Annotated in this window: 27 protein-coding genes; 17 read left to right on the top strand and 10 right to left on the bottom strand. The window is 68.0% G+C overall.

Annotated elements, in window-relative coordinates:
- The first annotated feature begins 136 nt into the window (after positions 1-136).
- Complete coding sequence (locus AC5Y7V_RS25895) at positions 137-850, top strand: TetR/AcrR family transcriptional regulator (RefSeq protein WP_499882895.1); 714 nt, start codon at positions 137-139, stop codon at positions 848-850.
- Here the strand turns inward: AC5Y7V_RS25895 and AC5Y7V_RS25900 are convergent.
- On the bottom strand, positions 766-1,194 hold the full coding sequence (locus tag AC5Y7V_RS25900; RefSeq protein WP_499882896.1) for an Rv2576c family protein: 429 nt from the start codon (positions 1,192-1,194) through the stop codon (positions 766-768). The two genes, AC5Y7V_RS25895 and AC5Y7V_RS25900, sit on opposite strands and share 85 nt — an antisense overlap.
- A complete protein-coding gene (locus tag AC5Y7V_RS25905) occupies positions 1,191-1,937 on the bottom strand; it encodes an enoyl-CoA hydratase/isomerase family protein (protein ID WP_499882897.1) in 747 nt (248 codons plus the stop codon). The genes AC5Y7V_RS25900 and AC5Y7V_RS25905 overlap by 4 nt, the downstream gene beginning before the upstream one ends.
- Before the next feature lie 118 nt (positions 1,938-2,055).
- Here AC5Y7V_RS25905 and AC5Y7V_RS25910 point away from each other — a divergent pair, with 118 nt between their 5' ends.
- The 7 genes from AC5Y7V_RS25910 (at position 2,056) to AC5Y7V_RS25940 (ending at position 7,908) form a co-directional block, all read left to right on the top strand.
- The gene (locus tag AC5Y7V_RS25910; RefSeq protein ID WP_499882898.1) at positions 2,056-2,478 is read left to right on the top strand and encodes a lipoprotein LpqH; all 423 of its coding nucleotides are present in this window, start codon (positions 2,056-2,058) and stop codon (positions 2,476-2,478) included.
- A gap of 91 nt (positions 2,479-2,569) precedes the next feature.
- Positions 2,570-3,760, top strand: coding sequence for an amidohydrolase family protein (locus AC5Y7V_RS25915; RefSeq protein ID WP_499882899.1), 1,191 nt, complete (start codon positions 2,570-2,572; stop codon positions 3,758-3,760).
- Complete coding sequence (locus AC5Y7V_RS25920; RefSeq protein WP_499882900.1) at positions 3,757-5,214, top strand: FadD3 family acyl-CoA ligase; 1,458 nt, start codon at positions 3,757-3,759, stop codon at positions 5,212-5,214. The genes AC5Y7V_RS25915 and AC5Y7V_RS25920 overlap by 4 nt, the downstream gene beginning before the upstream one ends.
- Before the next feature lie 351 nt (positions 5,215-5,565).
- Positions 5,566-6,429, top strand: coding sequence for an Rv1363c family protein (locus tag AC5Y7V_RS25925; protein WP_499882901.1), 864 nt, complete (start codon positions 5,566-5,568; stop codon positions 6,427-6,429).
- Positions 6,426-7,082: a twin-arginine translocation pathway signal gene (locus AC5Y7V_RS25930; RefSeq protein WP_499882902.1), complete on the top strand. Its 657-nt coding sequence runs from the start codon at positions 6,426-6,428 to the stop codon at positions 7,080-7,082. The genes AC5Y7V_RS25925 and AC5Y7V_RS25930 overlap by 4 nt, the downstream gene beginning before the upstream one ends.
- A gap of 10 nt (positions 7,083-7,092) precedes the next feature.
- Positions 7,093-7,719 carry a fatty-acid--CoA ligase gene (locus AC5Y7V_RS25935; protein WP_499882903.1) on the top strand — a complete coding sequence of 209 codons (627 nt, stop codon included), beginning with the start codon at positions 7,093-7,095 and terminating at the stop codon, positions 7,717-7,719.
- Between the two features lie 9 nt (positions 7,720-7,728).
- Positions 7,729-7,908 (top strand): (2Fe-2S)-binding protein, encoded by a 180-nt coding sequence (locus tag AC5Y7V_RS25940; protein ID WP_499882904.1) that lies wholly within the window; start codon positions 7,729-7,731, stop codon positions 7,906-7,908.
- Positions 7,909-7,913: 5 nt separating this feature from the next.
- Here AC5Y7V_RS25940 and AC5Y7V_RS25945 read toward each other — a convergent pair whose 3' ends face one another.
- Positions 7,914-9,620 carry an alpha-keto acid decarboxylase family protein gene (locus AC5Y7V_RS25945; protein WP_499882940.1) on the bottom strand — a complete coding sequence of 569 codons (1,707 nt, stop codon included), beginning with the start codon at positions 9,618-9,620 and terminating at the stop codon, positions 7,914-7,916.
- A 35-nt stretch (positions 9,621-9,655) separates the two neighbouring features.
- Between AC5Y7V_RS25945 and AC5Y7V_RS25950 the strand changes: the two genes are divergently transcribed.
- From AC5Y7V_RS25950 to AC5Y7V_RS25965, 4 genes are read left to right on the top strand one after another with little or no spacing between them, the layout of a single operon-like run.
- The gene (locus AC5Y7V_RS25950; RefSeq protein ID WP_499882905.1) at positions 9,656-10,099 is read left to right on the top strand and encodes an SRPBCC family protein; all 444 of its coding nucleotides are present in this window, start codon (positions 9,656-9,658) and stop codon (positions 10,097-10,099) included.
- Positions 10,100-10,104: 5 nt separating this feature from the next.
- A complete protein-coding gene (locus tag AC5Y7V_RS25955; RefSeq protein WP_499882906.1) occupies positions 10,105-11,184 on the top strand; it encodes a CaiB/BaiF CoA transferase family protein in 1,080 nt (359 codons plus the stop codon).
- Positions 11,185-11,243: 59 nt separating this feature from the next.
- Positions 11,244-11,699, top strand: coding sequence for an SRPBCC family protein (locus tag AC5Y7V_RS25960; RefSeq protein ID WP_499882907.1), 456 nt, complete (start codon positions 11,244-11,246; stop codon positions 11,697-11,699).
- 3 nt (positions 11,700-11,702) lie between these two features.
- The gene (locus tag AC5Y7V_RS25965) at positions 11,703-12,155 is read left to right on the top strand and encodes an SRPBCC family protein (RefSeq protein ID WP_499882908.1); all 453 of its coding nucleotides are present in this window, start codon (positions 11,703-11,705) and stop codon (positions 12,153-12,155) included.
- Here AC5Y7V_RS25965 and AC5Y7V_RS25970 read toward each other — a convergent pair.
- Positions 12,124-13,296: a pyridoxal phosphate-dependent aminotransferase gene (locus AC5Y7V_RS25970; protein ID WP_499882909.1), complete on the bottom strand. Its 1,173-nt coding sequence runs from the start codon at positions 13,294-13,296 to the stop codon at positions 12,124-12,126. The genes AC5Y7V_RS25965 and AC5Y7V_RS25970 overlap by 32 nt on opposite strands.
- A 177-nt stretch (positions 13,297-13,473) precedes the next feature.
- Here AC5Y7V_RS25970 and AC5Y7V_RS25975 point away from each other — a divergent pair, with 177 nt between their 5' ends.
- Positions 13,474-14,685, top strand: a complete 1,212-nt coding sequence (locus AC5Y7V_RS25975) for an acetyl-CoA C-acetyltransferase (protein ID WP_499882910.1) — start codon at positions 13,474-13,476, stop codon at positions 14,683-14,685.
- Between the two features lie 4 nt (positions 14,686-14,689).
- Positions 14,690-16,834, top strand: a complete 2,145-nt coding sequence (locus AC5Y7V_RS25980) for a 3-hydroxyacyl-CoA dehydrogenase NAD-binding domain-containing protein (protein ID WP_499882911.1) — start codon at positions 14,690-14,692, stop codon at positions 16,832-16,834.
- Between the two features lie 67 nt (positions 16,835-16,901).
- On the opposite strand, the gene AC5Y7V_RS25985 is transcribed toward AC5Y7V_RS25980, so the two are convergent.
- Genes AC5Y7V_RS25985 through AC5Y7V_RS25995 form a run of 3 tightly spaced genes read right to left on the bottom strand, consistent with a single transcriptional unit; the run spans position 16,902 to position 19,269 of the window.
- Positions 16,902-17,759 carry an LLM class F420-dependent oxidoreductase gene (locus tag AC5Y7V_RS25985; protein ID WP_499882912.1) on the bottom strand — a complete coding sequence of 286 codons (858 nt, stop codon included), beginning with the start codon at positions 17,757-17,759 and terminating at the stop codon, positions 16,902-16,904.
- A gap of 20 nt (positions 17,760-17,779) precedes the next feature.
- On the bottom strand, positions 17,780-18,988 hold the full coding sequence (locus AC5Y7V_RS25990; protein WP_499882913.1) for an FAD-dependent monooxygenase: 1,209 nt from the start codon (positions 18,986-18,988) through the stop codon (positions 17,780-17,782).
- A 41-nt stretch (positions 18,989-19,029) separates the two neighbouring features.
- Positions 19,030-19,269, bottom strand: coding sequence for a hypothetical protein (locus tag AC5Y7V_RS25995; RefSeq protein WP_499882914.1), 240 nt, complete (start codon positions 19,267-19,269; stop codon positions 19,030-19,032).
- Positions 19,270-19,577: 308 nt separating this feature from the next.
- Between AC5Y7V_RS25995 and AC5Y7V_RS26000 the strand changes: the two genes are divergently transcribed.
- Positions 19,578-20,567 (top strand): LLM class F420-dependent oxidoreductase, encoded by a 990-nt coding sequence (locus AC5Y7V_RS26000; protein WP_499882915.1) that lies wholly within the window; start codon positions 19,578-19,580, stop codon positions 20,565-20,567.
- Here the strand turns inward: AC5Y7V_RS26000 and AC5Y7V_RS26005 are convergent.
- The gene (locus AC5Y7V_RS26005) at positions 20,564-20,857 is read right to left on the bottom strand and encodes a putative quinol monooxygenase (RefSeq protein WP_499882916.1); all 294 of its coding nucleotides are present in this window, start codon (positions 20,855-20,857) and stop codon (positions 20,564-20,566) included. The two genes, AC5Y7V_RS26000 and AC5Y7V_RS26005, sit on opposite strands and share 4 nt — an antisense overlap.
- Positions 20,858-21,025: 168 nt before the next feature.
- On the opposite strand from AC5Y7V_RS26005, the gene AC5Y7V_RS26010 reads away from it, so the two are divergent.
- Together AC5Y7V_RS26010 and AC5Y7V_RS26015 are read left to right on the top strand one after the other, a co-directional pair.
- A complete protein-coding gene (locus tag AC5Y7V_RS26010) occupies positions 21,026-21,451 on the top strand; it encodes a Zn-ribbon domain-containing OB-fold protein (protein ID WP_499882917.1) in 426 nt (141 codons plus the stop codon).
- A 1-nt stretch (position 21,452) separates the two neighbouring features.
- A complete protein-coding gene (locus AC5Y7V_RS26015; protein ID WP_499882918.1) occupies positions 21,453-22,598 on the top strand; it encodes a thiolase family protein in 1,146 nt (381 codons plus the stop codon).
- A 107-nt stretch (positions 22,599-22,705) separates the two neighbouring features.
- Here AC5Y7V_RS26015 and AC5Y7V_RS26020 read toward each other — a convergent pair whose 3' ends face one another.
- The gene (locus tag AC5Y7V_RS26020; RefSeq protein WP_499882919.1) at positions 22,706-24,355 is read right to left on the bottom strand and encodes a DNA repair helicase XPB; all 1,650 of its coding nucleotides are present in this window, start codon (positions 24,353-24,355) and stop codon (positions 22,706-22,708) included.
- A gap of 11 nt (positions 24,356-24,366) precedes the next feature.
- Positions 24,367-26,616: a helicase-associated domain-containing protein gene (locus AC5Y7V_RS26025; protein ID WP_499882920.1), complete on the bottom strand. Its 2,250-nt coding sequence runs from the start codon at positions 26,614-26,616 to the stop codon at positions 24,367-24,369.
- Positions 26,617-26,618 lie beyond the last annotated feature (2 nt).

The raw sequence follows: 26,618 nt of genomic DNA on the forward strand, positions 1-26,618 counted from the left end.
CGCCGCCCAATTCCGAAAGCCAAAAATGTGCTGAGCACCTGCTTAGCATGGCGGTATTGTCAGGGTCAAGGTCGCAACGCGGTGCCGCGATACGATCCGTGTGGTCGGCACCAACGCAGAAATACGGAGCAGGGATATGACTTCGGCCCGCAGAATCGGGGCGCCGGACGCGAAGAACCGCGCCCTGCTGCTCGACGCGGCCGAGCGGCTGATGGTCGAAGAGGGCTACGCCGCGGTGACGTCGCGGCACCTGGCGAGCAAGGCGGGTTTGAAGCCGCAGCTGGTGCACTACTACTTCCGAACCATGGACGAGCTATTCCTCGAGGTCTTCCGCCGTCGCGCCGAGGAGGGTCTGCAAGTGCAGGCCCGCGCGCTGGACTGCCCGCAGCCGTTGTGGGCGGTGTGGAGATTCGGCACCGATCCCGCGTTCACGCGCATCTCGATGGAATTCATGGCACTGGCCAATCACCGCAAGGAGATGCGGGCCGAAATCGCTTATTACGCCGAACGATTCCGCGAGGAACAGCGCAAGGCGGTGGCGGCCGCGCTGCAGCGCTACGGCGTGGACGGCCACGGGGACGGCGGGGACGTGCCGCCGGTGGTGTGGACGGTCCTGATGACCAGCCTGTCGCGGTTTTTGGTGCTCGAGCAGGCCGTCGGCATCTCCGGCGGTCACGCCGAAACCTTGGATTTGGTCGAAAGTTATCTACGCCGGCTGGAAGGGGAGCCGCAGCCCATCGCGGGGATACCGCAAAGCTGGATGGTTCACCAGGTCCGCAACGAGCAAAGCGCGCCCTTGGGGCCGATGTTGGAGACCACGACCTTCCCGTCCACCGACAGGTCGCACTGAACGCCGCCCATTGCCACCGGTTCACGACCGGTCGTGGCCGTCACCATCGCCCACTGATCCGGGTTCAACAGGTTCACCGGCTGAACCCACGGCTTACCCGGCGCGACGTCGGCGTGGACCTGCGGGGTGAACGCGTAGTTGTTGTGGCTGTAATCGGAGAACAGCGTGGGGTCCTGATCCTGGTAGAAGATGTCGACGTAGGCCGGAACCTTTGCCGAGACGATGTACACGACCTGATGCCAGACGGGGTCGGCGTGCGCCGGGCCGGCGCCGACCAGCAGCCCCGCCGGCGCCAGCAACATAGCCGAGCCGACGCCCAGCAGTCTCTTCGCGGTGCTGATCATGTCGCTCCTTCGGCTGCCGGGCGCGGACTGGCGGTGCGGTTCATCACCCGCTCTGCGGCCTGCCAGTGGGCGTCGGCAACCCACAGCCGTGCAAAGGATGCTATCGCTTCGTCGGGCGAAACGCCGCTGATTACCCGCTTTATCTCCGCCGCCGGGTGGCGGGCCAGCGACGTGGCGATCGATCGCCAGCCCTCGTCGAACGAGGCGCGCGGAAACACCAAATCCACCAAGCCGATCCGCTCGGCCTCGGCGGCGTCGAGGGCGGTCCCCGTGCCCGCCAACAGCAACGCCTTGCTCTTTCCGACGATCGCGGCCAGTCGCTCGGCCCCGCCCCAGGCCGGCATGATCTCCAGCGCCACCTGATTGAAGGCGATCTTGATGTCGTCGGCCGCCACCCGGATGTCGGCCGCCACTGCGACTTCGGCGCCGCCGCCGAAGGCGTGTCCGTTCAGGGCGGCGACGACGGGGGCGGGGAACGCGGCGAGCTGGTCGCAGATGGATCGCATCCGCTTCGCCATCGCCGCGGCGTCTTCCTCGGTGCGAAGCGCGCTCAGCTCCTTGAGGTCACCGCCCGAGACGAACGCCCGGTCGCCGGCGCCCTTGATGACCAGCGTTCGCGCGCCCGCCGCGGCATCGATCGCCTTCTCCAGCTGCTCCATGGTGTCCGGCGCGATGGCGTTGCGCGCGTGGGGGCGATCGATGGTGAGCACCGCAAGCCCATCCTCGAACTCCAGGTCCACCATGTGGTCATCGCTCCAATAAAAGGACACCCGAAACGCCGATATTGGCATTCTCTTTCGGGGAGAATAACATCATCGCAGCAGGTCCCAGAAGTTCGTCAGCCAGGATCGAGGTGGCCCAGTGCGTAACCGAATCGTGGCCGTTGCCGCCGCCGCGCTCGCCGTCGCCGCCCTCGGCGCCTGCAGCCCTAAGGCGCCGATGCAACTTTCCAGCACCGCCTCGGTGACCGTCAACGGGAACGACGCGAAAATCAACGTCGTCAAGTGCAGCCAGCTGGAGTGGTACCGGACGATCGACATCGGCGGCGACTTCGCCGGGGCCAAGGTCGTCATCGACCAACGAGCGCAGCCACTCACCGCCCAATCGGTGCGCATCCAGAATCTGGGTGGATTCACCGGCATGTACTCGAAGGACGACGGCGGCAACGCCGACATGAGTTTGAGCGGCGAGAAATTCACGATCACGGGTACGGCCAACGGCTACAAGAGCGACAAGCCGACCGAGCCGGCTTCCGCGACGTTCAAGATCATCGCCACCTGCTGATAGCGCCCGACCCAGCGCCCCGGACCGGGGGCACGTTGCGCGCGGGCGGCTGGAGAGAATAGTATTCTCAGAAATTGCGAAGGAGGATCTCATGGGTCAGTTGTCACACCGGGAGGACGTCCCGTTTCCGATCTTTGACGCGGATAACCATCTGTACGAGCCGCCGGAGGCGCTGACCAAATACCTGCCCAAGGCGTACAAGGACTACGTCCAGTACGTGCAGGTCAATGGGCGGACGAAGATCGCGATCCGCGGCCACATCAGCAACTACATCCCCAACCCGACCTTCGAGGTCGTCGCCCGGCCGGGGGCCTGGGAGGAGTACTTCAAGTACGGCAACCCGGACGGCAAGACCAAACGCGAGCTGTTCGGCGAGCCGATGCGCGCTATCCCGGCGTTCTTCGAGCCCGGCCCCCGTCTGGAGAAGATGAACGAGCTGGGTCTGGACCGCACCCTGATGTTCCCGACGCTGGCCAGCCTGCTCGAGGAACGGCTGCGCGACGACCCGGTCGCCATCCACGTCCTGGTCCACGCGCTGAATGAGTGGCTCGACGACGTCTGGGGCTTCAACTACCAGAACCGCATCTTCACCACCCCGGTCATCACCCTGCCGATCGTGGAGAAGGCGATCGAGGAACTGGAATGGGCGGTCAAGCGCGGGGCCCGCTGCATCCTGGTCCGCCCGGCTCCGGTCCCCGGATTCCGCGGTCCCCGGTCGTTCGCGCTGCCCGAGTTCGACCCGTTCTGGGAGCGGGTCGTCGAGCACGACGTGCTGGTCGGCATGCACTCGTCCGACAGCGGCTACTCCCGCTACACCTCCGAGTGGGACGGTGCCGAGCAGGAGATGCTGCCGTTCCAGACCAACGCGATGGGCATCCTCAACGAGTGGCGGCCGATCCAGGATGCGGTGGGCTCGTGGGTGATCCACGGCGCGCTCTACCGCCACCCGAAGCTGAAGGTCGCGATCGTCGAAGCCGGTTCGAAGTGGATGACCCCGCTGTTGGACGGCCTGACCGAGGTCTTCCGCAAGGCCCCGGAGGCGTTCCCGAGCGATCCGGTCGAGATGGTCAAGAGCCGCATCCACGTCAGCCCGTTCTTCGAGGACGGCATCGACGACCTGATCAACCTCGTCGGCGTGGAGCAGGTGCTGTACGGCTCCGACTGGCCGCACCCCGAGGGGCTAGCTGAGCCGACGTTCTACGTCAACGCGCTGTCGCACCTGTCGGTCGACGACCAGGCGAAGATCATGGGCGGCAACCTCGGTCGGCTTGTCACGGTGTGACGCACCGGCCAACCCCGGCATGGCAGACCATCCCCGAGATGGTCTTGAGCGCGGCGGACCGCTTCGGCGACGCGGAAGCGGTTGTAGACGGTCCGCTGCGCTTGTCGTTCAACGACGTCGTCGAGCGAATCCGTTGCGCCGCGGGCGCATTCGCGAGCCTCGGCGTCGACAAGGGCGATCGGGTCGCGATCTGGGCGCCCAACTCGGCGGAGTGGATCGTCGCGGCTTTCGGGCTGCTCACCGCCGGCGGCGTGCTGGTACCGGTCAACACCCGGTTCAAGGCCGAAGAGGCCGGCGACATCATCGCCCGCAGCGGAGTCAAAGCCGTCCTGGTGCAGAAAGGATTTCTCGGCCAGGACTACGCCGCGCCCGCGGGGACTCCCGTCATCGACCTGAAGTCCAACTTTCTTTCCAGCGGCTCGCCTTTCGAGCGTGCGGTGAGCGGCACCGACATCTCGGACATCATTTTCACCTCGGGCACCACGGGCCGCCCGAAGGGCGCGATGATGAATCATCGCCAAACGCTGCGGATGTACGAGGAATGGGCGACGCTCGCGGATCTGCGCCGGGGCGACCGCTACCTGCAGATCAACCCCTACTTTCACACGTTCGGCCTGAAGGCGGGGCTGATTACGTCCTTCCTGCGCGGGGCCACGATGCTGCCGGTCGCGGTGTTCGACGTCGACACGGTGGTGGATCTCATTGGGCGGGAACGCATCACGATGCTGCCCGGCCCGCCGACGCTGTACCACTCGCTGCTGACGGTGCAAGACAAGGCCAAGCTGTCGACGCTGCGGGCCGGCGTGACCGGTGCCGCCGACATCCCCGTCGAGCTGGTCCGCCGCATCCACGACGAATTGCCGTTCCAGACGCTGATGACCGGTTACGGGCTCACCGAGGCCGGCAACGTCACGCTGTCCCTGCCCGGCGACTCCTTCGAGGACGTGGCCACCACCGCGGGCGTGCCCTGCGAGGGTGTCGAGGTGCGCATCGCCGACGACGGCGAGGTACTGGTTCGCGGCTACGGCGTCATGCAGGGCTACCTCGACGATCCCATCGCCACCGCGGAGGCGATCGACGCCGACGGCTGGCTGCACACCGGAGACCTGGGCAACTTCACCGACGGGTCCGGCCGGCTCCGGATCGTCGGGCGCAAGAAGGACATGTTCATCGTCGGCGGATTCAACGCCTACCCCGCCGAGATCGAAGGCTTCCTGATGAACCACCCGGCCGTCGCGCAGGCGGCGGTGATCGGCGTTCCCGACGAGCGGCTCGGACAGGTGGGCAAGGCGTTCGTGGTCTGTAAAGACCGCGGGGACGCGGTCAGCGCAGACGATCTGATCGGTTGGTGCCGCGAACGCATGGCGGGCTTCAAGGTGCCCCGCTCGGTGCAGTTCCTGGAGGCGCTGCCCCTCAACGCCACCGGCAAGGTGGTCAAGGACTTGCTGCACTAGCCGGGCGGCTCCACATCGTTTGCTCGATAAGAGAACGTCATTTCCACAGCTTGTTATGCGTTTGCAGAGCTACGAAGCAGCGGCGCCGGCGTCCGCTCAGGCGAGGGTGATAACGTGGCTCTCCTGGTCGCCGCGACATTCGCGGCGGAAGAATATCGACGTAGATGCTCGCCGCTAATGCGCATCCCGAGTAGGGTTGCCCAACGGCAACGACGCCCTCGCTGGGACGCCGTGGCCCGTCGGCGAGCGGTAGAGGAGTTTGGCATTGAGTCACGAGCAGCCTCGTTCTCGGGCTGGTGAGCGGTGAGTGGCGGCACTCGCCAGAATGCCGTTAACACGAAATCGGTTCCGGTGAACGAGGACGAAACCCCAAGCAGCGCCGCCGAAATCCGGGCGCTGGCCGAGCAGGCCGAGGCGGAAGCCCAAGAAGCGGAAGCCCTTGCCGCCGCCGCCCGCGCCCGGGCCCGGGCCATTCAGTTGCGCCGCGAGGCCCAGCTCGCCGAAGCCAAGCAACAAGCCACCGACGAAGCCGTCGCGGCAGAAGACGAAGCGGAGGCAACGGAATCCGCGGAGACCGAGGCGGCCGACTCGGCGCCCGAGGCGACGGCGGACGAGACCGAGGCCGTGGATGACGCGGAGGCCCCGGAGGCCGAGGCCGACGCTGCCGAGGCCGAGGCACCGAAGCCGGCCGGCCGTCGGCTCCGCCTTGCCGGGCGGCTTCGCCGCCCGAAGTGGTCCACGCTCGCCGCGTCCCTGGCGATCATCGTCACCCTCGTCGCGCTGGCCGGCAGCGGCTACATGATCAAGGAGCATCGCGACGCGGTCCAGCAGCGACAGCGTGCCGCCGAGTTCGTCGCGGCGGCGCGTCAGGGCGTCATCACGTTGACGTCGCTGGACTTCAACAACGCCAAGCAGGGCGTGCAGCGCATCGTGGAGAACTCCACGGGCAGCTTCAAGGACGACTTCCTCAAGATGGCCGACGATTTCACCAAGGTGGTGGAGCAGTCGAAGGTGGTCTCGCAGGGCACCGTTCAGGCCGCGGCCGTGGAACTGGACTCGATGACGAAGGATTCGGCGGTGGTGTTGGTGGCCTCCACCTCCGAGGTCACCAATGCGGCCGGCGCCAAGCAGGATCCGCGTAACTACCGGCTCATCGTCACGGTGACTCGCGACGGTGGCCAGCTCAAGATATCGAAAGTCGAGTTTGTGCCGTGACCGCAGACGACAAATCGGTCAAAGACGCCGCCGAGGTCGAGGAGACCACGGAGGCCGAAACGGCGGACGCCGAAGAGTCGGCGAAGGCCGAGCCCGCCGAGGACGTCGACGCCCACGACAAAGCGCCGGGACGGTGGAAACGCCTTGCCGCCCAGGCGAAGAAGCGGTCGGCCGGCAAGGCCGTCCCGGCCGTGCTGGCGTTGTTCGTGGTCGCCTCGCTGGCATTGCTGGGTGGGCTTTACTGGTTCTCCTACCGGCCGGACCGGGCGACCGACGCGTCGGCCGCGAAGTCGGCGATCTCGGCCGCCAGCGACGGAACGGTTGCGGTGCTGTCGTATTCGCCTGACACCCTCGACCGCGATTTCTCCTCCGCGAAGTCGCACCTGACCGGCGACTTCTTGTCCTACTACGACCAATTCACCCAGCAGATCGTCGCCCCCGCCGCCAAACAGAAGTCGGTGAAGACAACCGCCGTGGTGCTGCGCGCCGCGGTGTCGGAGCTGCATCCGGATTCGGCCGTCGTGCTGCTGTTCGTCAACCAGAGCACGCAAAGCAAGGATCGGCCGGAACCGACGTTCACCAACAGCAGCGTGACCGTGACGCTGACGAAAGCCAGCGGGAAGTGGCTCATCTCGTCGTTCAACCCTGTCTAGGACAACCACATTGAGCACCGGCGACATTCACTCGATGGTGATCGCATCGGACTATCGCATCCCCGACCCGACCCGGGTTTGGCCGCTGCTCGAGCGCAACAAGGCCGCGCTCGCCGACATCGGCGCCCACCATGTGCTGGTGTACACGTCCACCCACGACCATGGGCGCGTGCTGGTGATGATCGGGGTGCATAGCCGCGAGCCGATCGTGGAACTGCTGCGCTCACGGGTGTTCTTCGACTGGTTCGACGCCGCCGGCGTCGAGGACATACCGGCCGTCTTCGCCGGCGAGATCGTCGACAGGTTTGTGCCGCGCCCGTTGCCCAAACCGGCTGCGCCCGGCGTGGTGGTGTGCGCGATCGCGTCCGTCGATGACGTGGCGACCCTCACCGCGGGATTCCGCTCGGCCATGGACGGCCTCTCCGCTGCTGGTGTCCGAAAGGCCTCGGTGTTCCAGGCTTTCGACGACGACCATGAGGTGCTGATCCTGTCGGAGTTTCCCGACGAGGTCGCCGCCCAGCGCTGGATCGACCATCCCGACGCCGCGGCGCAGTGGATGTCGGGCGTGGGCGTCGGCGCCCACCCGCCGCTGTTCGTCGGCAGGCTTTACGACACGATGCGCATCGAGGGCGACTGAGCGCGGCTCATGTTCGTCTGCCTGTGCAACGGCGTCACCAGCCACACCGTCGCCGAATGCGTCGCCGCCGGAGCGTCCACCACCAAGGAGGTCGCCCAGGCGTGTGGGGCCGGCGCCGATTGCGGGCGCTGCCGGCGCACCGTGCAGGCGATGCTGCGCTCGTCAGCCCCGGACCGGCCGGGCCGCTAGGCTTTTCAGCGCCGGGCGTTGCCCTCCGGCGACATGGGCCCGACGAGCTGGCCGAGCAGGTGGGGGATCTCGAGGCGCGGCAAGACCACCTCGACGAAGACCATGCGGTCCTGATGCTTGGCCGCCGCGGTGAACGCGTCGTCGAGTTCGCCGTAGGTCTGCGCCCGGAACGCCAGGCAGTTCGAAACCCCCAGCGCGCGCGGGACGTCGGTCCAACTCCAGCTCACGATGTCGTTGTAGGGGGCCGTCTTTCCGTGAATCGCCCGCTCGACGGTATAGCCGTCATTGTTGACCACCACGATCACCGGCGACAGCCCCTCGCGGGAGAAGATGCCGAGTTCCTGCACCGTCAGCTGCGCGGCGCCGTCGCCGATCAGCAGCACCGTCCGGCGGTCCGGATGCGCCACCGCGGCTCCCACCGCCGCGGGCAGCGTGTAACCGATTGAACCCCAGAGTGGTTGGCCGATGAAGGTGACGCCGTGCGGCAGCCGGTGATCCGCCATTCCGTAGAACGAGGTGCCCTGATCGGCCAGCACCACGTTCCCCGGCGTGAGCGCGACGCACAGCCGGTCCCAGACCATCTGCTGGGTGAGTGGCTGATCACGCGGCGGCGGCGGTGGCAGGGGATCGGCCGGCGGGGACTCCACCGGGGGCGAAGCGATCCCGCGCCGGACCAGGATGTCGGCCAGCGCCTCCAGCGCGGCGCCCATCTCCATCGGCGCGAAAACCTCACCGGCCACGCTACTTTGGTACTGCCCGACGTCGATGGTCCGCGCCGGGTCGATGCGCTGGCTGAAGAAGCCGCTGACCATGTCGGTGAAGACCACCCCCGCCGTCACCAGCACCGGCGCGTCCTCGATCGCCGCGCGCACCGGTTCGGCGCTGGCCGAACCGGCATAGATGCCAAGGAAATTGGGGGAGCTCTCGTCGAGCAGGCTCTTTCCCCACATCAACGTGGCGTGCGGCACCACGTCCGCCGCCAGCAACGCCTCGAGCTCCTTGACGGCTTGCAGGCGGTGCACCAGCAGGTCGGCGAGGACGGTCAGCTGGTGATCGCCGATGAGTTCGGTCGCGGCGTCGATGAACAGCGACAGCGCGCGGGGGCTGGTGCCACCGGTGTAGCGCGGCAGCGGCGCGTCGGGCGGTTCGGTGGGGAAGCGCGCCACGTCGGTGGACAGCAGGAGGTAGCCGGGCCGCTTTTGTTCGCGCACCTCCGACAGCACCCGATCGATCTCCCTGCACGCGGTGGCGGGCATGAGATTCGTCTGGGCGCAGGTGATTTCGCGGCTGATCCGGAAGAAGTGCTCGAAGTCGCCGTCACCGAGCGAATGGTGCAGCGCGCGCCTGGTGCCCTGGGCGTCCTTCGACGGGCCGCCGACGATGTGCACGACCGGCACGTGCTCGGCGTAGCTGCCCGCGATCGCGTTGGTCGCCGAGAGCTCGCCCACGCCGAATGTCGTTACCACGGCCGACATTCCGCGCAGCCGACCGTACCCGTCGGCGGCGTAACCGGCGTTGAGCTCGTTGGCGCTGCCCACCCACCGGAGGGTCGGATGGGCGACGATGTGGTCCAAGAATTCCAGGTTGTAGTCGCCCGGGACGCCGAAGATCTCGGACACACCGAGTTCGGCGAGGCGGTCCAACAGGTAGTCACCGACGGTGTAGACGAGGGGATCAGTCACAAGCACGACGGTACGCCCGGTCCAAACCATTCCGGCCGACACGCCGGTTCGCCTATTGTGCGGGCATGGCAATCAAAGAATCCCGCGACATCGTCATCGAAGCCGGCCCCGAGGAGATTCTGGACGTCATCGCCGACTTCGAAGCGATGCCCGAATGGTCGGAGCCCCACCAGAGCGCGGAGATCCTCGAGACCGGGGACGAAGGGCGGCCCAGCAAGGTGAAGATGAGGGTCAGGACCGCGGGCATCACCGACGAACAGGTGGTGGCCTACACCTGGAGCGGCAACGACGTGAGCTGGACGCTGGTCAGCTCGGGTCAGCAGAAATCGCAGGACGGCAAGTACACGCTGGTTCCCCAGGGAGACGCGACCCTGGTCAAGATGGAGATCACCGTCGACCCCAACGTGCCGCTGCCCGGCTTCGTGCTCAAACGGGCCGTCAAGGGCACGATCGATTCCGCGACGAAGGCTTTGCGGGAGCGGGTGCTTCAGCTGAAGAAGGGCAGCTAGTCCCGGTGGCGAGCGCGGGTCCCCTGGCCGGGGTGCGGGTGATCGAACTCGGCGGCATCGGGCCGGGCCCGCACGCCGGGATGATCCTCGCCGACCTCGGCGCCGATGTGGTGCGGGTGCGCCGCCCGGGTGGGCTCACCATGCCACCGGAGGACCGCGACCTGCTGCACCGCGGTAAGCGGATCGTCGACCTGGACGTCAAGTCGCAGCCCGGGGCGCTGCTGGAGCTGGCCGCCAAGGCCGACGTGCTGCTCGACTGCTTCCGGCCCGGCACCTGCGAGCGACTCGGCATCGGGCCCGACGACTGCGGGGCGGTCAATCCGCGGCTGATCTTCGCGCGGATCACCGGCTGGGGACAGCACGGCCCGGTGGCCCAGACGGCTGGCCACGACATCAACTATCTGTCGCAGACGGGTGCGCTTTCGGCGCTCGGCTATCGGGACCGGCCGCCGATGCCGCCGCTGAACCTGGTCGCCGACTTCGGCGGCGGCTCGATGCTGGTGCTGCTGGGCATCGCGGTCGCGCTCTACGAGCGGGAACGGTCGGGCAAGGGCCAGGTGATCGACGCCGCGATGGTCGACGGGGTCAGCCTGCTCGCCCAGATGATGTGGACCATGAAGTCCACCGGTTCGCTGCGCGACGAGCGCGAATCGTTCCTGCTCGACGGCGGCGCCCCGTTCTACCGGTGCTACGAGACCGCCGACGGCAAGTACGTCGCCGTCGGCGCCATCGAGCCGCAATTCTTCGCGGCGCTGCTGGACGGGCTCGGCCTGTCGGCCGATGAGGTGCCCGCCCAGCTCGACATCGCTTCGTATCAACGGATGTACGACACTTTCGCGAAGCGCTTCGCCGGCCGGACCCGCGACGAATGGACGGAGATTTTCGCGGGCACCGACGCGTGCGTCACCCCCGTGCTGACCTGGAATGAGGCCGCCGTCAACGACCATTTGAACGCCCGGTCGACGGTGATCACCGCCCACGGCGTCGAACAGGCCGCTCCCGCGCCGCGCTTCTCCCGAACCCCGGCCGGCCCGGTCGGGCCGCCGCCGGTGACCACCACACCGCTCGACGAAATCGGCTGGTAAGTATCGATTTACGGCGAACCCCACCCACATGTGCGGCGCTGGGGTTAGTTTGTTCTTCAGTGGCTGTAAAAGCATCACGGGAATTTGTCGTTGACGCGCCGCCGGAAGTGGTCATGGAGGCGCTGACAGATGTCGGCGTCCTTTCATCATGGTCGCCACTGCACAAACACGTCGAAGTGATCGACCGCTATCCCGACGGCCTGCCGCACCACGTCAAGACCAAGATCAAGATCCTGGGCCTGGTCGACAAAGAGATCCTGGAATACCACTGGGGCCCCGACTGGGTCGTCTACGACGCCAAGCGGACCGCCCAACAGCACGGCCAGCACATCGAGTACAACCTCAAACCCGAGGGCCTCGACAAGACGCGCGTGCGTTTCGACATCACCGTCGAACCGGCCGGACCCATACCGGCGTTCGTCGTCAAGCGGGCCACCGAGAAGGTTCTCGACGCCTCGGTGAAGGGGCTGAGCGAGCTGTTGACGGGCGGCCGGGAATCGGGCGGTGCGACTTAGCCAGTGGCCGTACAAGCATCGTCGGAGATTGTCATCGACGCGCCCCCGGAAGCCATCATGGACGCGCTCGCCGACATGGACAACGTGCCGTCGTGGTCCGCGGTGCACAAGAAGGCCGACGTGATCGACACCTATCCCGACGGGCGACCGTGCCACGTGAAGATGACGATCAGGGTGATGGGCATCTTCGACACGCAGCTGCTGGAGTACCACTGGGGGCCGGACTGGATGGTGTGGGACGCCAAAAAGACCATCCACCAACACGGCCAGCACGGCGAGTACAACCTCACCCGTGAGGCCGACGACAAGACGCGGGTGCGGTTTGGCATCACGCTCGAACCGTCGGCGCCACTGCCCGAGTTCTTCATCAACCGGGTCCGCAAGAAGATCCTGCATGCCGCGCTGGAGGGACTGCGCAAACGGGTTATGGGCCCCGCAGCGCCGCCAGTCGCCTGATCGCCTCGTCGAGGGTCTCGTCGCGTTTGCAGAACGTGAAGCGCACCAAGTGATTCCACACGTCCGCGTGGGGAGCCGCCGGGTCGCAGAACGCCGACATCGGGATGGCGGCCACGCCGACCTTCTCGGGCAGCGCCGCGCAGAAGGCGGTGCTGTCGTCGTACCCGAGCGGGCGGGGGTCGGCGCACAGGAAGTAGGTGCCGTCGCTGTCGTGCACCGCGAAGCCGATCTCGGTCAGCCCGGCGGACAGCCGGTCCCGCCTGGCCTGCAGGGAGCGGCGAAGGTCGGCGACCCAGGCGTCCTCGGTGTCCAGCGCGAGAGCGACCGCGGGCTGGAACGGCGCGCCGCCGACGTAGCTCAGATACTGCTTGGCCGCGCGCACCCCGGCGATGAGTTGCGCTGGGCCGCAGGCCCACCCGATCTTCCATCCGGTGCAGTTGAACATCTTGGCCGCGCTGGAGATGGTGATCGTGCGGGTGGCCATGCCGTCGAGGCCGGCGAGCGGGACATGGCGGTTGCCGTCAAACACCAGGTGCTCGTACACCTCGTCGGTGATCACCAAAAGGTCGGCGGCCACCGCGATCTCGGCGATGGCGGCGAGATCCGCCGCGCTCAGCACCGTGCCGGTGGGGTTGTGCGGCGAGTTGACGATCAGCGCGCGGGTCCGCGGCGTCACCGCCCGCCGCAGCGCGTCGGTGTCCAGCGCGAAGCCACGGCCGTCGGGCACCATCGGCACCGCCACCCGGTGCGCACCGGCCATCGCCACCACCGGCGAGTAGGAGTCGTAGAAGGGTTCGATGAGGATTACCTCCGAGCCCGGCTCGACCAGCCCGAGCACCGCCGCGGCGATGGCCTCGGTGGCCCCGACCGTCACCAAAATCTCGGTGTCGGGGTCGTAGTCGATGCCGAAGTGCCGCCGGCGCTGGGCGGCGATGGCCTGGCGGAGCGGCGCGATGCCGATGCCGGGCGGATATTGGTTGGCGCCCGCGGCGATGGCGTCTTGGGCGGCCTTCAGCAACGCCGCCGGCCCGTCCTCGTCGGGGAAGCCCTGGCCCAGGTTCACCGCGCCGATCCGCGCGGCCAGCGCCGACATCTCGGCGAACACCGTCGTCGCGTAGGGCCGCAGTCGCGACACCGTCATGGGGGTTGAGCTTAGGGCCGGCGCTCCCCGCCGAGCGTGCAGCTGGCCGCACGTTCGGCGCCGAGCGTGCGGCTGGCCGCACATTCGGCGTCCTGACCAGTGCCATTACTCCCAACCAACAGGTTGGTTTAGGGTGTAATCCGGATCCGAAACCCCATTTGTGAAGAGGAAGCCGACATGTCCGAAGAAGCCTTCATCTACGAGGCGATCCGCACGCCCCGCGGCAAGCAGAAGAACGGCTCGTTGAACGAGGTCAAGCCGCTGAACCTGGTCGTCGGCCTGATCGAGGAGCTGCGCAGGCGCCACCCCGATCTGGACGAGAACCTGATCAGCGACGTCATCCTGGGCTGCGTTTCACCCGTGGGTGACCAGGGTGGCGACATCGCCCGCACCGCCGTGATCGCGGCCGGCATGCCCGACACCGTCGGCGGCGTGCAGCTCAACCGGTTCTGCGCCTCGGGGCTGGAGGCCGTCAACACCGCCGCGCAGAAGGTCCGCTCCGGCTGGGACGACCTGGTGCTCGCCGGCGGTGTGGAGTCGATGAGCCGCGTCCCGATGGGCTCCGACGGCGGCGCGATGATGGCCGACCCGGCCACCTCGTACGACGCCTACATCGTCCCGCAGGGCATCGGCGCTGACCTGATCGCCACCATCGAGGGCTTCTCCCGCGACGACGTCGACGCCTACGCGCTGCGCTCGCAGGAGCTGGCGGCCGCGGCGTGGTCGGGCGGCTACTTCGCCAAGTCGGTGGTTCCGGTCCGCGACCAGAACGGGCTGCTGATCCTCGACCACGACGAGCACATGCGGCCCGGCACCACGATGGAGGGCCTCGCCAAGCTGAAGCCCGCCTTCGAGGGCCTGGCCGCGATGGCCGGCTTCGACGACGTGGCGCTGCAGAAGTACCACTGGGTCGAGAAGATCAACCACGTCCACACCGGCGGCAACAGCTCGGGCATCGTGGACGGCTCGGCGCTGGTGCTCATCGGCAACGAGAAGGCGGGCACCTCGCAGGGCCTGACGCCCCGGGCCCGCATCGTCGCCACCGCCACCACCGGCGCCGACCCGACGATCATGCTCACCGGCCCGACGCCGGCCACCCGCAAGGCGCTCGACCGGGCCGGGCTGACCGTCGACGACATCGACCTGTTCGAGCTGAACGAGGCGTTCGCGTCGGTCGTCCTGAAGTTCCAGAAGGACCTGAACATTCCGGACGAGAAGCTCAACGTCAACGGTGGCGCCATCGCGATGGGCCACCCGCTGGGCGCCACCGGCGCCATGATCCTGGGCACCATGGTCGACGAGCTCGAGCGCCGCGGCGCCCGGCGTGCGCTGATCACGCTGTGCATCGGCGGCGGCATGGGTGTCGCCACCATCATCGAGAGGGTTTAAGACCATGGCAGAGAACACCATTCAGTGGGACAAGGACGCCGACGGCATCGTCACGCTGACGCTGGACGACCCGACCGGGTCGGCCAACGTGATGAACGAGCACTACAAAGAGTCGATGCACAACGCCGTTGAACGCCTTGTCGCCGAACAGGATTCGATCACCGGCGTGGTGATCACCAGCGCCAAGAAGACGTTCTTCGCCGGTGGTGACCTGAAGGGCATGATCAACCTCGGCCCCGAGAACGCCGGCGAGGCGTTCGACACCGTCGAGGCGGTCAAGCGGGACCTGCGCACCCTGGAGACCCTGGGCAAGCCGGTGGTAGCCGCCATCAACGGCGCGGCGCTCGGCGGCGGGCTGGAGATCGCGCTCGCCTGTCATCACCGCATCGTCGCCGACGTCAAGGGCGTCCAGATCGGGCTGCCCGAGGTCACGTTGGGCCTGCTGCCCGGCGGCGGTGGCGTCACCCGCACCGTCCGGATGCTCGGCATCCAGAACGCCTTCGTCAACGTGCTGAGCCAGGGCACCCGCTTCAAGCCGGCCGCGGCCAAGGACAACGGCCTCGTCGACGAGATCGTCTCGAGCGTCGACGAATTGGTGCCGGCGGCGAAGGCGTGGATCAAGGCCAACCCCGAGTCACACACCCAGCCGTGGGACGTCAAGGGCTACAAGATTCCCGGCGGCACGCCGTCGTCACCGGCGCTGGCGGCCATCCTGCCGTCGTTCCCGTCGCTGCTGCGCAAGCAGCTCAAGGGCGCGCCGATGCCCGCGCCGCGGGCCATCCTGGCCGCGGCCGTCGAGGGCACGCAGGTGGACTTCGACACCGCCACCCGCATCGAGAGCCGCTACTTCACCGAGCTGGTCACCGGCCAGGTCGCCAAGAACATGATCCAGGCGTTCTTCTTCGACCTGCAGCACATCAACGGCGGCGGCTCGCGCCCGGACGGCATCGAGCCGGTCAAGATCAACAAGATCGGCGTGCTGGGCGCGGGCATGATGGGCGCCGGCATCGCCTACGTCTCGGCCAAGGCCGGGTACGACGTGGTGCTCAAGGATGTCAGCATCGAGGCCGCCCAAAAGGGCAAGAACTACTCGGAAAAGCTTGAGGCCAAGGCCCTTGAGCGTGGCAAGACCACCGAGGAGAAGAGCAAGGCGTTGCTGGACCGCATCACGCCGTCGGCCGACCCCGCGGATTTCAAGGGCGTCGACTTCGTGATCGAGGCCGTCTTCGAGAACCAGGACCTCAAGCACAAGGTGTTCCAGGAGATCGAGGACATCGTCGAGCCCAACGCGCTGCTCGGGTCGAACACCTCCACCCTGCCGATCACCGGTCTGGCGACCGGCGTGAAGCGGCAGGAGGACTTCATCGGGATCCACTTCTTCAGCCCGGTCGACAAGATGCCGCTGGTGGAAATCATCAAGGGCGAGAAGACTTCCGACGAGGCGCTGGCCCGGGTGTTCGACTACACGCTGGCGATCGGCAAGACCCCGATCGTCGTCAACGACAGCCGCGGGTTCTTCACCAGCCGCGTCATCGGCACGTTCGTGAACGAGGCGCTGGCGATGCTCGGTGAGGGCGTGGAGCCCGCGTCGATCGAGCACGCCGGGACGCAGGCCGGCTACCCGGCGCCGCCGCTGCAGCTGTCCGACGAGCTCAACCTGGAGCTGATGCACAAGATCGCGACGGCTACCCGCAAGGGCGTCGAGGACGCCGGCGGCGCCTACGAGCCGCACCCGGCAGAAGCCGTGGTGGAGAAGATGATCGAGCTCGGGCGCCCGTCGCGGTTGAAGGGCGCGGGGTTCTACGAGTACGTGGACGGCAAGCGCACCCAGCTGTGGCCGGGCCTGCGCGAGACGTTCAAGTCCGGCAGCGCGGATATTCCGTTGCAGGACATGATCGATCGGATGCTGTTCGCCGAGGCGCTGGAAACCCAGAAGTGCCTCGACGAGGGCGTGCTGACGTCGACGGCCGATGCAAACATCGGCTCGATCATGGGCATCGGGTTCCCGCCGTACACCGGTGGTAGCGCGCAGTTCATCGTCGGCTACCAGGGGCCGGGCGGCATCGGCAAGGAGGCCTTCGTGGCCCGCGCCCGGGAGCTGGCCGCCAAGTACGGCGACCGCTTCCTGCCGCCGGACTCGCTGACCTAGTTCTGCCGAACAGACGCAAAAGCCCCCAAAACCTAGTGTTTTCGGGGGCTTTTGCGTCTGCTCGCGGTCAGAGGGCCGCGGCGATGCGGCGCCATTGCTCGCGCGGGAACTCCGTCGGGTCGGCCGTCAGCACCTGGACGCAGACGTGGTCGGCGCCGGCCGCTTGATGCTCGGCGACCCGGCGCAGCACGGCCGCTTCGTCGCCCCACGCGATGATCGCGTCGAGGAGCCGATCGCTGACCTGCGCCAGGTCGTCCTCGGAGAACCCGCTGCGCAGCAGGTTGTTCGCGTAGTTGGGCAACGCCAAATACGCGCGCAGCCAATCGGTTCCGATGCGGCGCGCCTCGTCGGCGCTGTCACACAGGATGACGGTCTGCTCGGGGAGCAGCAACGGGCCATCGCCCAAAGTCGAACGGGCAGAGGCGGTGTGCTCGGGGGTGACGAGGTAGGGGTGGGCACCGCGGGCGCGCGTCGCCGACAGTTGGAGCATCTTCGGGCCGAGCGCGGCAAGGACGCGGGCTTCCGCGGGCACCGGCCGCGGCGCGGCGTCCAGCCCGTCCAGGAACGAGGCCGTCGCGGCCAGCGGCTTGCCGTATCGCCCGGGTTGGCCCGCGTCGATCAGTGGGGCGTGGCTGACGCCGATCCCCAGCAGGAACCGGTCGCCGTGCTCGGCGGTCAGGGCGGCATACGATTCGGCGACGTCGCCGGCCGAGTGCATCCAGAGATTCAGGATTCCCGTCGCGATCACGGTCTTTGTCGTCGCGGCGAGCAGCTGCCCCACCGCGTCGAACACCGGCCCGCCCACGTCCGGGATCCACAGCGCCGTGAAGCCCAGCTCATCTAATTCCGCTGCGGCGTCGGCGATTTCGGCCGCGTCGCCGTAGCGCAGTTGACTGCTCCAGATACCCACACCGGCGAGGTCCACGGGCCGTCATCCCCTTCGCGTCAAACTTCGGCTTCGCTGTAGTCGGGCACCCGCATCGAGTCGTACATGCGCACACCCTTGGTGTTCAGCCTCGCCAGCGCCCTGGAGAGCGACCCCGGCATCAAAGAGATTAGTTGGACCCCGCGGGTCAACGCCCAGACACCCGCCCGGGAGCCCGGGATGATGGTCCTGGCGGCGCCCCGCGCGAAGGTCCGGCTGAGATGCACCGGCTCGCGCATCTGTAGCTCGTAGGCCGCGAACGCGCGCAGGTGATCGCCGTCGGCCCGCGCGAGCTCTCCGGCCAGAACGTAGGCGCCCAGGACGGCGAGGCTGGTGCTGCCGCCGACCGCGGGGCCGGGGCAATACCCCGCGTCCCCGACGAGGGTGACCCGTCGCCGCGACCAGATGTTCATCCGCAGCTGGGTGATCGCGTCGAAGTAGAACGCCGGTGTCCGGTCGATTTCCCCCAGCCAGTCGTCCACCTGGGGGTGCATGCCCGCGAAGGCGGCACGCAGTAATTCCTTCTGCCGCAACGAATCCCGATAATCGTAGTCGAGTTCCTCTTTGCTGCGAAACATGAACACCACCCGGGCGTCGTCCAGGTGGTCCGCGGTGTAGACGGCCACGAGCCGACCGACGCCGATGTGGCCGAGCATCTCGCCGGGGACGGCGAGCGCCTTGGGCGCCGACACCACCGCCAGGTAGCCACCGATGAAGCGGGTGAGCTCGGCCTCGTCGCCGAAGACCAGGCGCCGGACGTTGGAGTGCAGCCCGTCGGCGCCGACGACGACGTCGAAGCTGCGGGCGGGCGAGCGCTCGAAGGTAACCTCGCCGTCGGGCTCGATCGCGGTGATCGAGTCGCCGAACAGGTACTCGACGTCGTCGCCGCCGGCGTCGTAGTAGATCTCGCTGAGGTCGTCGCGCATGATCTCCACATGCCGGTCCGAGGCGATGCCGACGAGCTTGGTCAGATCGACCTCGGTGGGCCGGGGGCGGCCTTCCCGGTACATGGTCATGCGGTCGGTTCCGGTGGCGAGTTCCTCGATGCGGGGCAGGACCCCCATTTGTTCCGAGATTTCCATCGCCGGGCGGAACAGGTCCACGGCGTGACCCCCGGTCTTGCGGAGCGTCGGCGCGCGTTCGACGACGGTGACGTCGAAGCCGTGTCGCGTGAGCCAGTACGCCAGCACCGGCCCGGCGATGCTGGCGCCGGAGATCAGAACCCGCATAGCGGGTAAGCCTAACCGCCGGTTTTGGCGCCCAAGCAGCGCTAGTTCTGGTCCTGCGCGTTCTGGGTGAAGATGTCGCCGGAGGTCTGGCCGTTGTCGTTGACGAAGTTGGTGTCGTCGGTGGCGAACGGCGCGGTGGTGACGCTGGTCGCGCTGTCGGACGGCGGCGACGCGTTGAACAGCGCCAGCCCCGCGACGGCCGCGGCCGCCGCGAAGAACAGTTGCGCCGCGCGGATTGTCCGGCGGCGAGATTGATTGATTTCCTGCCCGAGGTTCGTCATGGATTCTGTTTAAGGCTTCGTTGTCGGTGGCCGCTTTGGCCAAGCTATTGATCCGCTGTGAGGCCGGGCTGGGTTTGATTGCCCGGTTCCTCCTCGGCCCGTTCCGGGCCGCATCGTCACCGGGCTGGGTTTGATTGCCCGGTTCCTCCTCGGCCCGTTCCGGGCCGCATCGTCACCGGGCTGGGGTTTGATTGCCCGGTTCCTCCTCGGCCCGTGCCGGGCCACATCGTCACCGGGCTGGGTTTGATTGCCCGCTTCCTCCTCGGCCCGTGCCGGGCCGCATCGTCAGCGGGCTAAAGTCCCTTGCTATGCGCTTCGGTCTCTTCATCCCGCAAGGCTGGCGAATGGATCTCGTCGGCATCGACCCGGAAAAGCACTGGGCGGTGATGCGCGAGTTGGCCGGCCACGCCGACAACAGCGCATGGGACTCGCTGTGGGTCTACGACCACTTCCACACCGTCCCGATGCCGACGGGCGAGGCCACCCACGAGGCGTGGTCGCTGATGGCGGCGTACGCGGCGACGACGTCGCGGATCAAACTGGGCCAGATGTGCACGGCGATGAGCTACCGCAACCCGGTGTACCTGGCCAAGGTCGCCGCGACCGCCGACATCATCTCGGGCGGCCGCATTCAGATGGGCATCGGCGGCGGCTGGTACGAACACGAGTGGCGCGCTTACGGTTACGGGTTCCCGTCGGCCAAGGTGCGGTTGGGCCGGCTGGACGAGGGCGTGCAGATCATGCGCGACGCCTGGCGTGACGGCAAAGTCAGCTTCGACGGCGAGCACTACCAGGTCGACGGCGCGATCGTGGCTCCGAAGCCGTTGCAGGACAACGGCATACCGCTGTGGATCGCCGGTGGTGGCGAGAAGGTGACGCTGCGCATCGCCGCGAAATACGCGCAGTACACCAACTTCACCCCGGAGTCCGAGGCGTTCGCCCACAAGTCGGAGGTGCTGGCGGGGCACTGCCGCGACGTGGGCACCGACTTCGGCGCGATCGTGCGTTCGGTCAACATCAACGCGATCGTCGGAACCTCGGACGCCGACGTCAAGGATCGGCTGCAACGGGTGCGCGACCGGCTGATCGGGTACGTGCCCGAGGCGGCGGCCGATGCGATGCTCGCCGGCACCACCGGACCGGACTCGGCGGTGGGCACGACGGAACAGGCGATCGAACGGCTCGAGAAGCTCCGCGACCTCGGATGTGAGTACGCGATCTGCTATTTCCCGGAGGCCGCGTACGACCGGTCGGGCATCGAACTGTTCGAACGGGAAATCATTCCCGCGATGAGCTAGACGTCGGTGGTCGCGTATCGCGTCTTGACGGGCGGCGCGGCCAGCAGCGGGGGCAGTTCGGTCACCTTTCCCGGGCCGGCGCGGAACGCGCGGTAGGCCTCGTCGTGCTCGACGGTGTCCCAGAGTTCGTAAATGATCCAGTGCGCTTCGTCGTCCTCGTCGACGAGCACGTCGGTCCGCAGGTTGCCCTCGAACGCCCGGGTGTCTTGCAGAGTTCGGCTCATGAGCTCGCGCGCCGCGGCCATCGCGTCGGGCTTCAGCCTGAGTTCGAGTAGCACGGTGACTGCCATCGGTCGTCTCCTCACATCGCGTCGGGGTTGGGCCCCGACACCATAACCCGTGGTGAGTTGCCTGCCGTCGGGTGGACAAGCGGGTAGGAGAATGCGGTTTCCACTTTTCGGAAACCTGTTATACGGTTCAGTGAGCATTGTTCTGTTCGGACGCTGGAGGATCCCTTAATGCAGAAGGCGCTCGCCCCCGAAATCTCCACCTGGCCCGACGAGAGCCCGCAGCTGATCGGGAGTCGCTGCGGCAACTGCGGGGCCACGACGTTCCCGGTGCAGCAGTGGTGTCCGCGCTGCAGCGGGGGCGAGATGACCGAGTCGTTGTTGCCGCGCCGCGGGACCCTGGTGGCGTGGACCACCCAGGGCTTCCCGCCCGGCGCGCCCTACGCCGGCCCGACCGGCGACGATTTCGTGCCGTTCGGCGTCGGCCTGGTGCAGCTGGGCGACATCATCCGGGTCGAGGCGCGGCTGACCGAAAACGACCCGGCCAAGCTGCAATTCGGCCAAGAGGTCGAGCTGACCATGGTGCCGTTGACCACCGACGCCGAGGGCGCCGAGGTCATGACGTTCGCTTTCCAGCCGGTTGAGAAGGGAGCCTGAGATGACCAACGACGTGGCCATCATCGGCGTGGGCCTGCACCCGTTCGGCAGGTTCGACAAGACCGCGATGCAGATGGGGGCCGAGGCCATCCAATCCGCGCTGGCCGACGCCCACGTGGAGTGGAAGGACATCCAGTTCGGCTTCGGCGGCAGCCACGAGGTGTCCAACCCCGACGCGGTGACCCGCCTGGTCGGCCTGACCGGCATCACGTTCACCAATGTGTTCAACGCCTGCGCCACCGCCGCCAGCGCGATACAGCAGACCGCCGACACCATCCGGCTGGGCAAGTACGACATCGGCATCGCCATCGGCTTGGACAAGCACCCGCGCGGCGCGTTCACCGACGACCCCGCCAAGCTGGCGCTGCCGCAGTGGTACGCGCAGAACGGGCAGTTCGTCACCACCAAGTTCTTCGGCATGAAGGCCAACAAGTACATCCACGACCACAACATCTCCCAGGCCACGCTGGCCAAGGTCGCGGCCAAGAACTTCCGCAACGGCGCGCTGAACCCGAACGCGTTCCGCCGCAAGCCGATTCCCGAGGAGGAAATCCTCAACTCGCCGGTGCTCAACTACCCGCTGACCCAGTACATGTTCTGCGCGCCCGACGAGGGCGCCGCGGCGGTGGTGATGTGCCGGGCCGACATCGCGCACAAGTACACCGACAAGCCGGTGTATGTGCGGGCCTGCGAGATCCGCACCCGCCGCTACGGCGCCTACGAGGTGCACGCCACCTTCGCCCCGCTGGACGAGGATGTCTCGCCGACGGTGTACGCGTCCAAGGCGGCCTACGAGGCCGCGGGCATCGGGCCCGAGGACGTCGACGTGGCCCAACTGCAGGACACCGATGCCGGCAACGAGGTCATCCACATGGCCGAGACCGGTCTGTGCGCCGACGGGGAGCAGGAGAAGCTGTTGGCCGACGGCGCCACCGAGATCCATGGCTCGATGCCGGTGAACACCGACGGCGGGTTGATCGCCAACGGCGAGCCGATCGGCGCGTCGGGCCTGCGGCAGATGCACGAGCTGGTGCGCCAGCTGCGCGGCGAGGCGGGCGAGCGTCAGGTGCCCGGCAACCCGCGCGTCGGACTGGCCCAGGTGTACGGCGCGCCGGGAACCGCGTCGGCGACGATCCTGTCGCTGTAGTTCCTCTGCCAGTGATCGCCGGGCCCTGCCCGGCCACCAGGCGCAAAATCGCCCAAAATTAAACATTTTTGGGCGATTGTGCGTCTGCTCGCGAGGGGTGGCGACCCTCAGATCGCCGGGCCGAGTAGGTCGTCCGCGTCGCGGATGATGTAGCCGTAGCCCTGCTCCGCGAGGAAGCGCTGGCGGTGCGCGGCATAGTCGGCGTCCAGGCTATCGCGGGCGACCACCGAGTAGAACATCGCGCCGCCGCCGTCGTGCTTGGGCCGCAGCAGCCGGCCCAGCCGCTGGGCCTCTTCCTGGCGCGAGCCGAATGTTCCCGAAACCTGCACGGCCACGGACGCTTCCGGTAGGTCGATGGAGAAGTTGGCCACCTTGGACACCACCAGGGTCGACACCTCGCCGCGGCGGAAGGCGTCGAACAACGCCTCCCGCTCCTTGGTTCGCGTCGACCCCTGGATCACGGGGGCGTTCAGCTCGGCGCCGAGCTCGTCGAGCTGATCCAGGTAGGCGCCGATCACCAGCGTCTGCTCGCCGGGGTGTTTTTCCAAGATCGACTTCACCACAGCGATCTTGGTGTGCACCGTCGAGCAGAGCCGGTAGCGCTCCTCGGGTTCGGCGGTGGCGTACATCATCCGCTCGTTGTCGGTCATGGTGACCCGCACCTCGACGCATTCCGCCGGCGCGATCCAGCCCTGCGCCTCGATGTCCTTCCACGGCGCGTCGTAACGCTTCGGGCCGATCAGGGAGAACACGTCGCCCTCGCGGCCGTCTTCGCGAATCAGGGTGGCGGTCAAGCCAAGTCGCCGCTTGGACTGCAGGTCGGCGGTCATCCGGAACACCGGCGCCGGCAGCAGGTGCACCTCGTCGTAGATGATGAGGCCCCAGTCGCGGCTGTCGAAGAGTTCCAGGTGCCGGTATTCGCCCTTGGTGCGGCGGGTGATCATCTGGTACGTCGAGATGGTGACCGGCCGGATCTCCTTGCGCTCGCCGGAGTATTCGCCGATCTCGTCCTCGGTCAGCGAGGTGCGCGCGACCAGCTCGCGCTTCCACTGCCGGGCGGCGACGATGTTGGTGACCAGAATCAGCGTCGTCGCACCGGCTTTCGCCATCGCCGCTGCGCCGACCAGCGTCTTGCCGGCGCCGCACGGAAGGACCACTACACCCGAACCGCCCGCCCAGAACGAGTCCGTGGCCAGCTGCTGGTAGTCCCGCAGGTGCCAGCCGTCCTGCGCCAGGCTGATCGGGTGCGCCTCACCGTCGACGTAACCGGCGAGATCCTCCGCGGGCCAGCCGATCTTGAGAAGCATCTGCTTGACCCGTCCCCGCTCGCTGGGGTGCACGAGGACGGTGTCGTCGTCGATCCGCGCGCCCAGCATCGGCGCGATCTTCTTGTTGCGCAGCACTTCCTCGAGCACCGCGCGGTCGAAGCTCACGAGCGTTAGGCCGTGCGCCGGGTGCTTGACGAGCTGCAGCCGGCCGTAGCGGGCCATGGTGTCGACGATGTCGACCAGCAGCGGCTGGGGCACCGCGTAACGGGAGAAGCTGACCAGCGCGTCGACGACCTGCTCGGCGTCGTGGCCGGCGGCGCGGGCGTTCCACAGGGCCAGCGGCGTGATGCGGTAGGTGTGCACGTGCTCGGGCGCACGTTCCAGCTCGGCGAACGGCGCGATGGCGGCGCGCGCTGCGCCGGCCAGCTCGTGGTCCACCTCGAGCAGCACCGTCTTGTCGGACTGCACGATCAACGGTCCGTCGGTCATAAGCCCATTATTCAGTCGTCCCCCGACACCACCGACGTAATGCGGTGAATGGCGAAATCGCGCAGCCGCCCGGACGCCGAATCGAAGGCCACCAGCTGCCCGCCCCGCACCGAGATCGGCGACACGACGCGCTGGGTCGCCACCCCGGCGGCGTCGAGGTATCCGATCACCAGCGTGTCCTGGTCCCTGGCCGCGCGCTGCAACATCGACATGGTGACGGCGGGGTCGACGCGAATATTCCCGAACGGCGCCGCGGTCACCTTGCGCAGCACCGAGACGACCGCGTTCAGCGTCTCACCGCTGGGGCGCGGCGTGGGCCGGTAGGGCCGGCGCTGCTGCGGGGTGGGCACCCTGGCCCCGCGGGGCCGGACGTCGACTATCGAACCGGAGGAGTCCTCGGCGGCCGGAGCGAAGCCCGCGTGGCGCAACCTGACGAGCACCTCGGCGATCGGCGCCGGCGACACCGCCACCGTCGGCGCCAGCGCGCGCAACTGCAGGTCCTCCGCGGCCGCCACCGCCTGCGCCAGCAGCACCGGGTCCTCACACCGCACGAACGACGCGGCCATGCCGATCCGGAGCTGGCCATGGCGACGGGCGACGTCGTCGATCAGGTATGTGAGCCCTTGCGGCACCGGGGTTTTGGAGTGCTTGCTGAAAAGCTCGTGCATCCAGTCGCGGGTCTTGCCGATGTCGAGGGCGTGCCGGATGGACTGCTCGCTGATGCGATACACCATCGCCGTGCCGGCCGATTCGACGGTGGCGACGGTGGCCAGGTCCTCAGCGAGGTCGCGGTGCAGGGGGCCGGGGACCACGACCGTCAGGTCGGCCTGCAGCAGGAAGTGGTCGATGGGGGCGGGCATCGCCCGCGCCATCGCGTGCACGGCGGCCTCCGGATCGCCGGCGTCGTCCAGCAGGGCCCGACCGGGCGTGCTGATCGCCCCGCGACCGACCAGGCCCAGCGCGTGGCATTCGGCCAGCAGATCGGAAACGGGTTGTGGCTGCAGCCGCCTGGACCAGCGCGGTCGCCGCCAGATCAGCGCCGCCGAGGCGGTGACGGCATCGACACCCGCCCCGGGCGCCAGCCCGGACAGCATGCCCAGCAGCAGTCGGCGGTCCAGCGGCGCGGCCGTCGAGTACAGCGAATCGGTCAGGGCGCCATAGGGTTTGGCGTCCGGGCCCCGGGTGCCGATCAACGCCGGGCGGCCCGGCAGGTCGAGCCAGGTGCCGGCCAGCAGCTGCCAACGCTCGGCCGGCGACATCGCGGCGAACCGCTCAATCGCCGCCGTCGGCGCCCAATAGGGTCCCTCACCTTCGGCGGGTTCCGGGTCGGGCATGCCGCTGCCGATCAATCCGGCCGCGGCGGCGATTTCGAGGATCAGGCCGAGTCGCGGCTCGTCGATGCCGGTCGTCTTGGCCAGCCGCTTGAGGTCGCGAATCCCCAGCCCGCCGCTGCGCAGCTCGGAAACCGGTGTGGCGCCCAGGGTTTGAAGCAGCACGTCGAACTCGCGGAGCAGGTCGATGACGGCTCCCGCCGCCACCGCGTCCACGTCGTCTGCGGTGGTAACCGACACCACCGGGTCGGGGGCCGTCAGCTGCATGGGGCCGGGGTCCTCGCCGCGCAGCACCTGGCCGACGTGCCGGGGCAGGATCACGGTCTCGGCGTCGATGCGCCGCAACAGGCCCAGCGCCAGCAGCTGCGGCACCGGCCGATCCGCCGGGGCGCCGGGCGCGGCGTCGCGCGTGCGGCCCATCGGCGAACCCTCGAGCAGTTTGTTGAGCACGTCGAGCTGGGCCGGGTCGAGGGCGTCGACGAGGCCGGCGATCTCCTCGCCCGTGCGGGAGCTGTCCTCGAGCGTGACTTGCCCCGGGTGCCAGGGCAAAGCAGTGCCGGCGTCGGCGGCCACCCGGATCGCGGCGTCGCCCCAGACCAGCGCGCGCTGTCGCAGGTCGTCCAGCGCGGCGAGCATGTCGGCTTCGGGGGCGCGGTCAGCGATGAGCGCGAGCAGCTTGGCGATTGGCACCGGGGCGGAATCGGCCTGCAGCACCAGCAGCGCGTCGAGCACCGCCAGCCGCAGGAAGTCCAGGTCGTCGGTGGCGGCCTTGACCGACTGGCGCGCCTGGGCGCGCGCTGCCAGCGCCGCGATGCTGCCAGGCGGGGGCTGGGCGAGGTCCGGCCGTAGTTCCAGCAGTCGGATCAGCCGCTCGTCGGGCAAGTCGGCCAGCCAGGACCCCAGCGGGATGTCCGGGGTGTTGTCGGTCATTG

Source organism: Mycobacterium sp. NGS34, assembly GCF_059812845.1.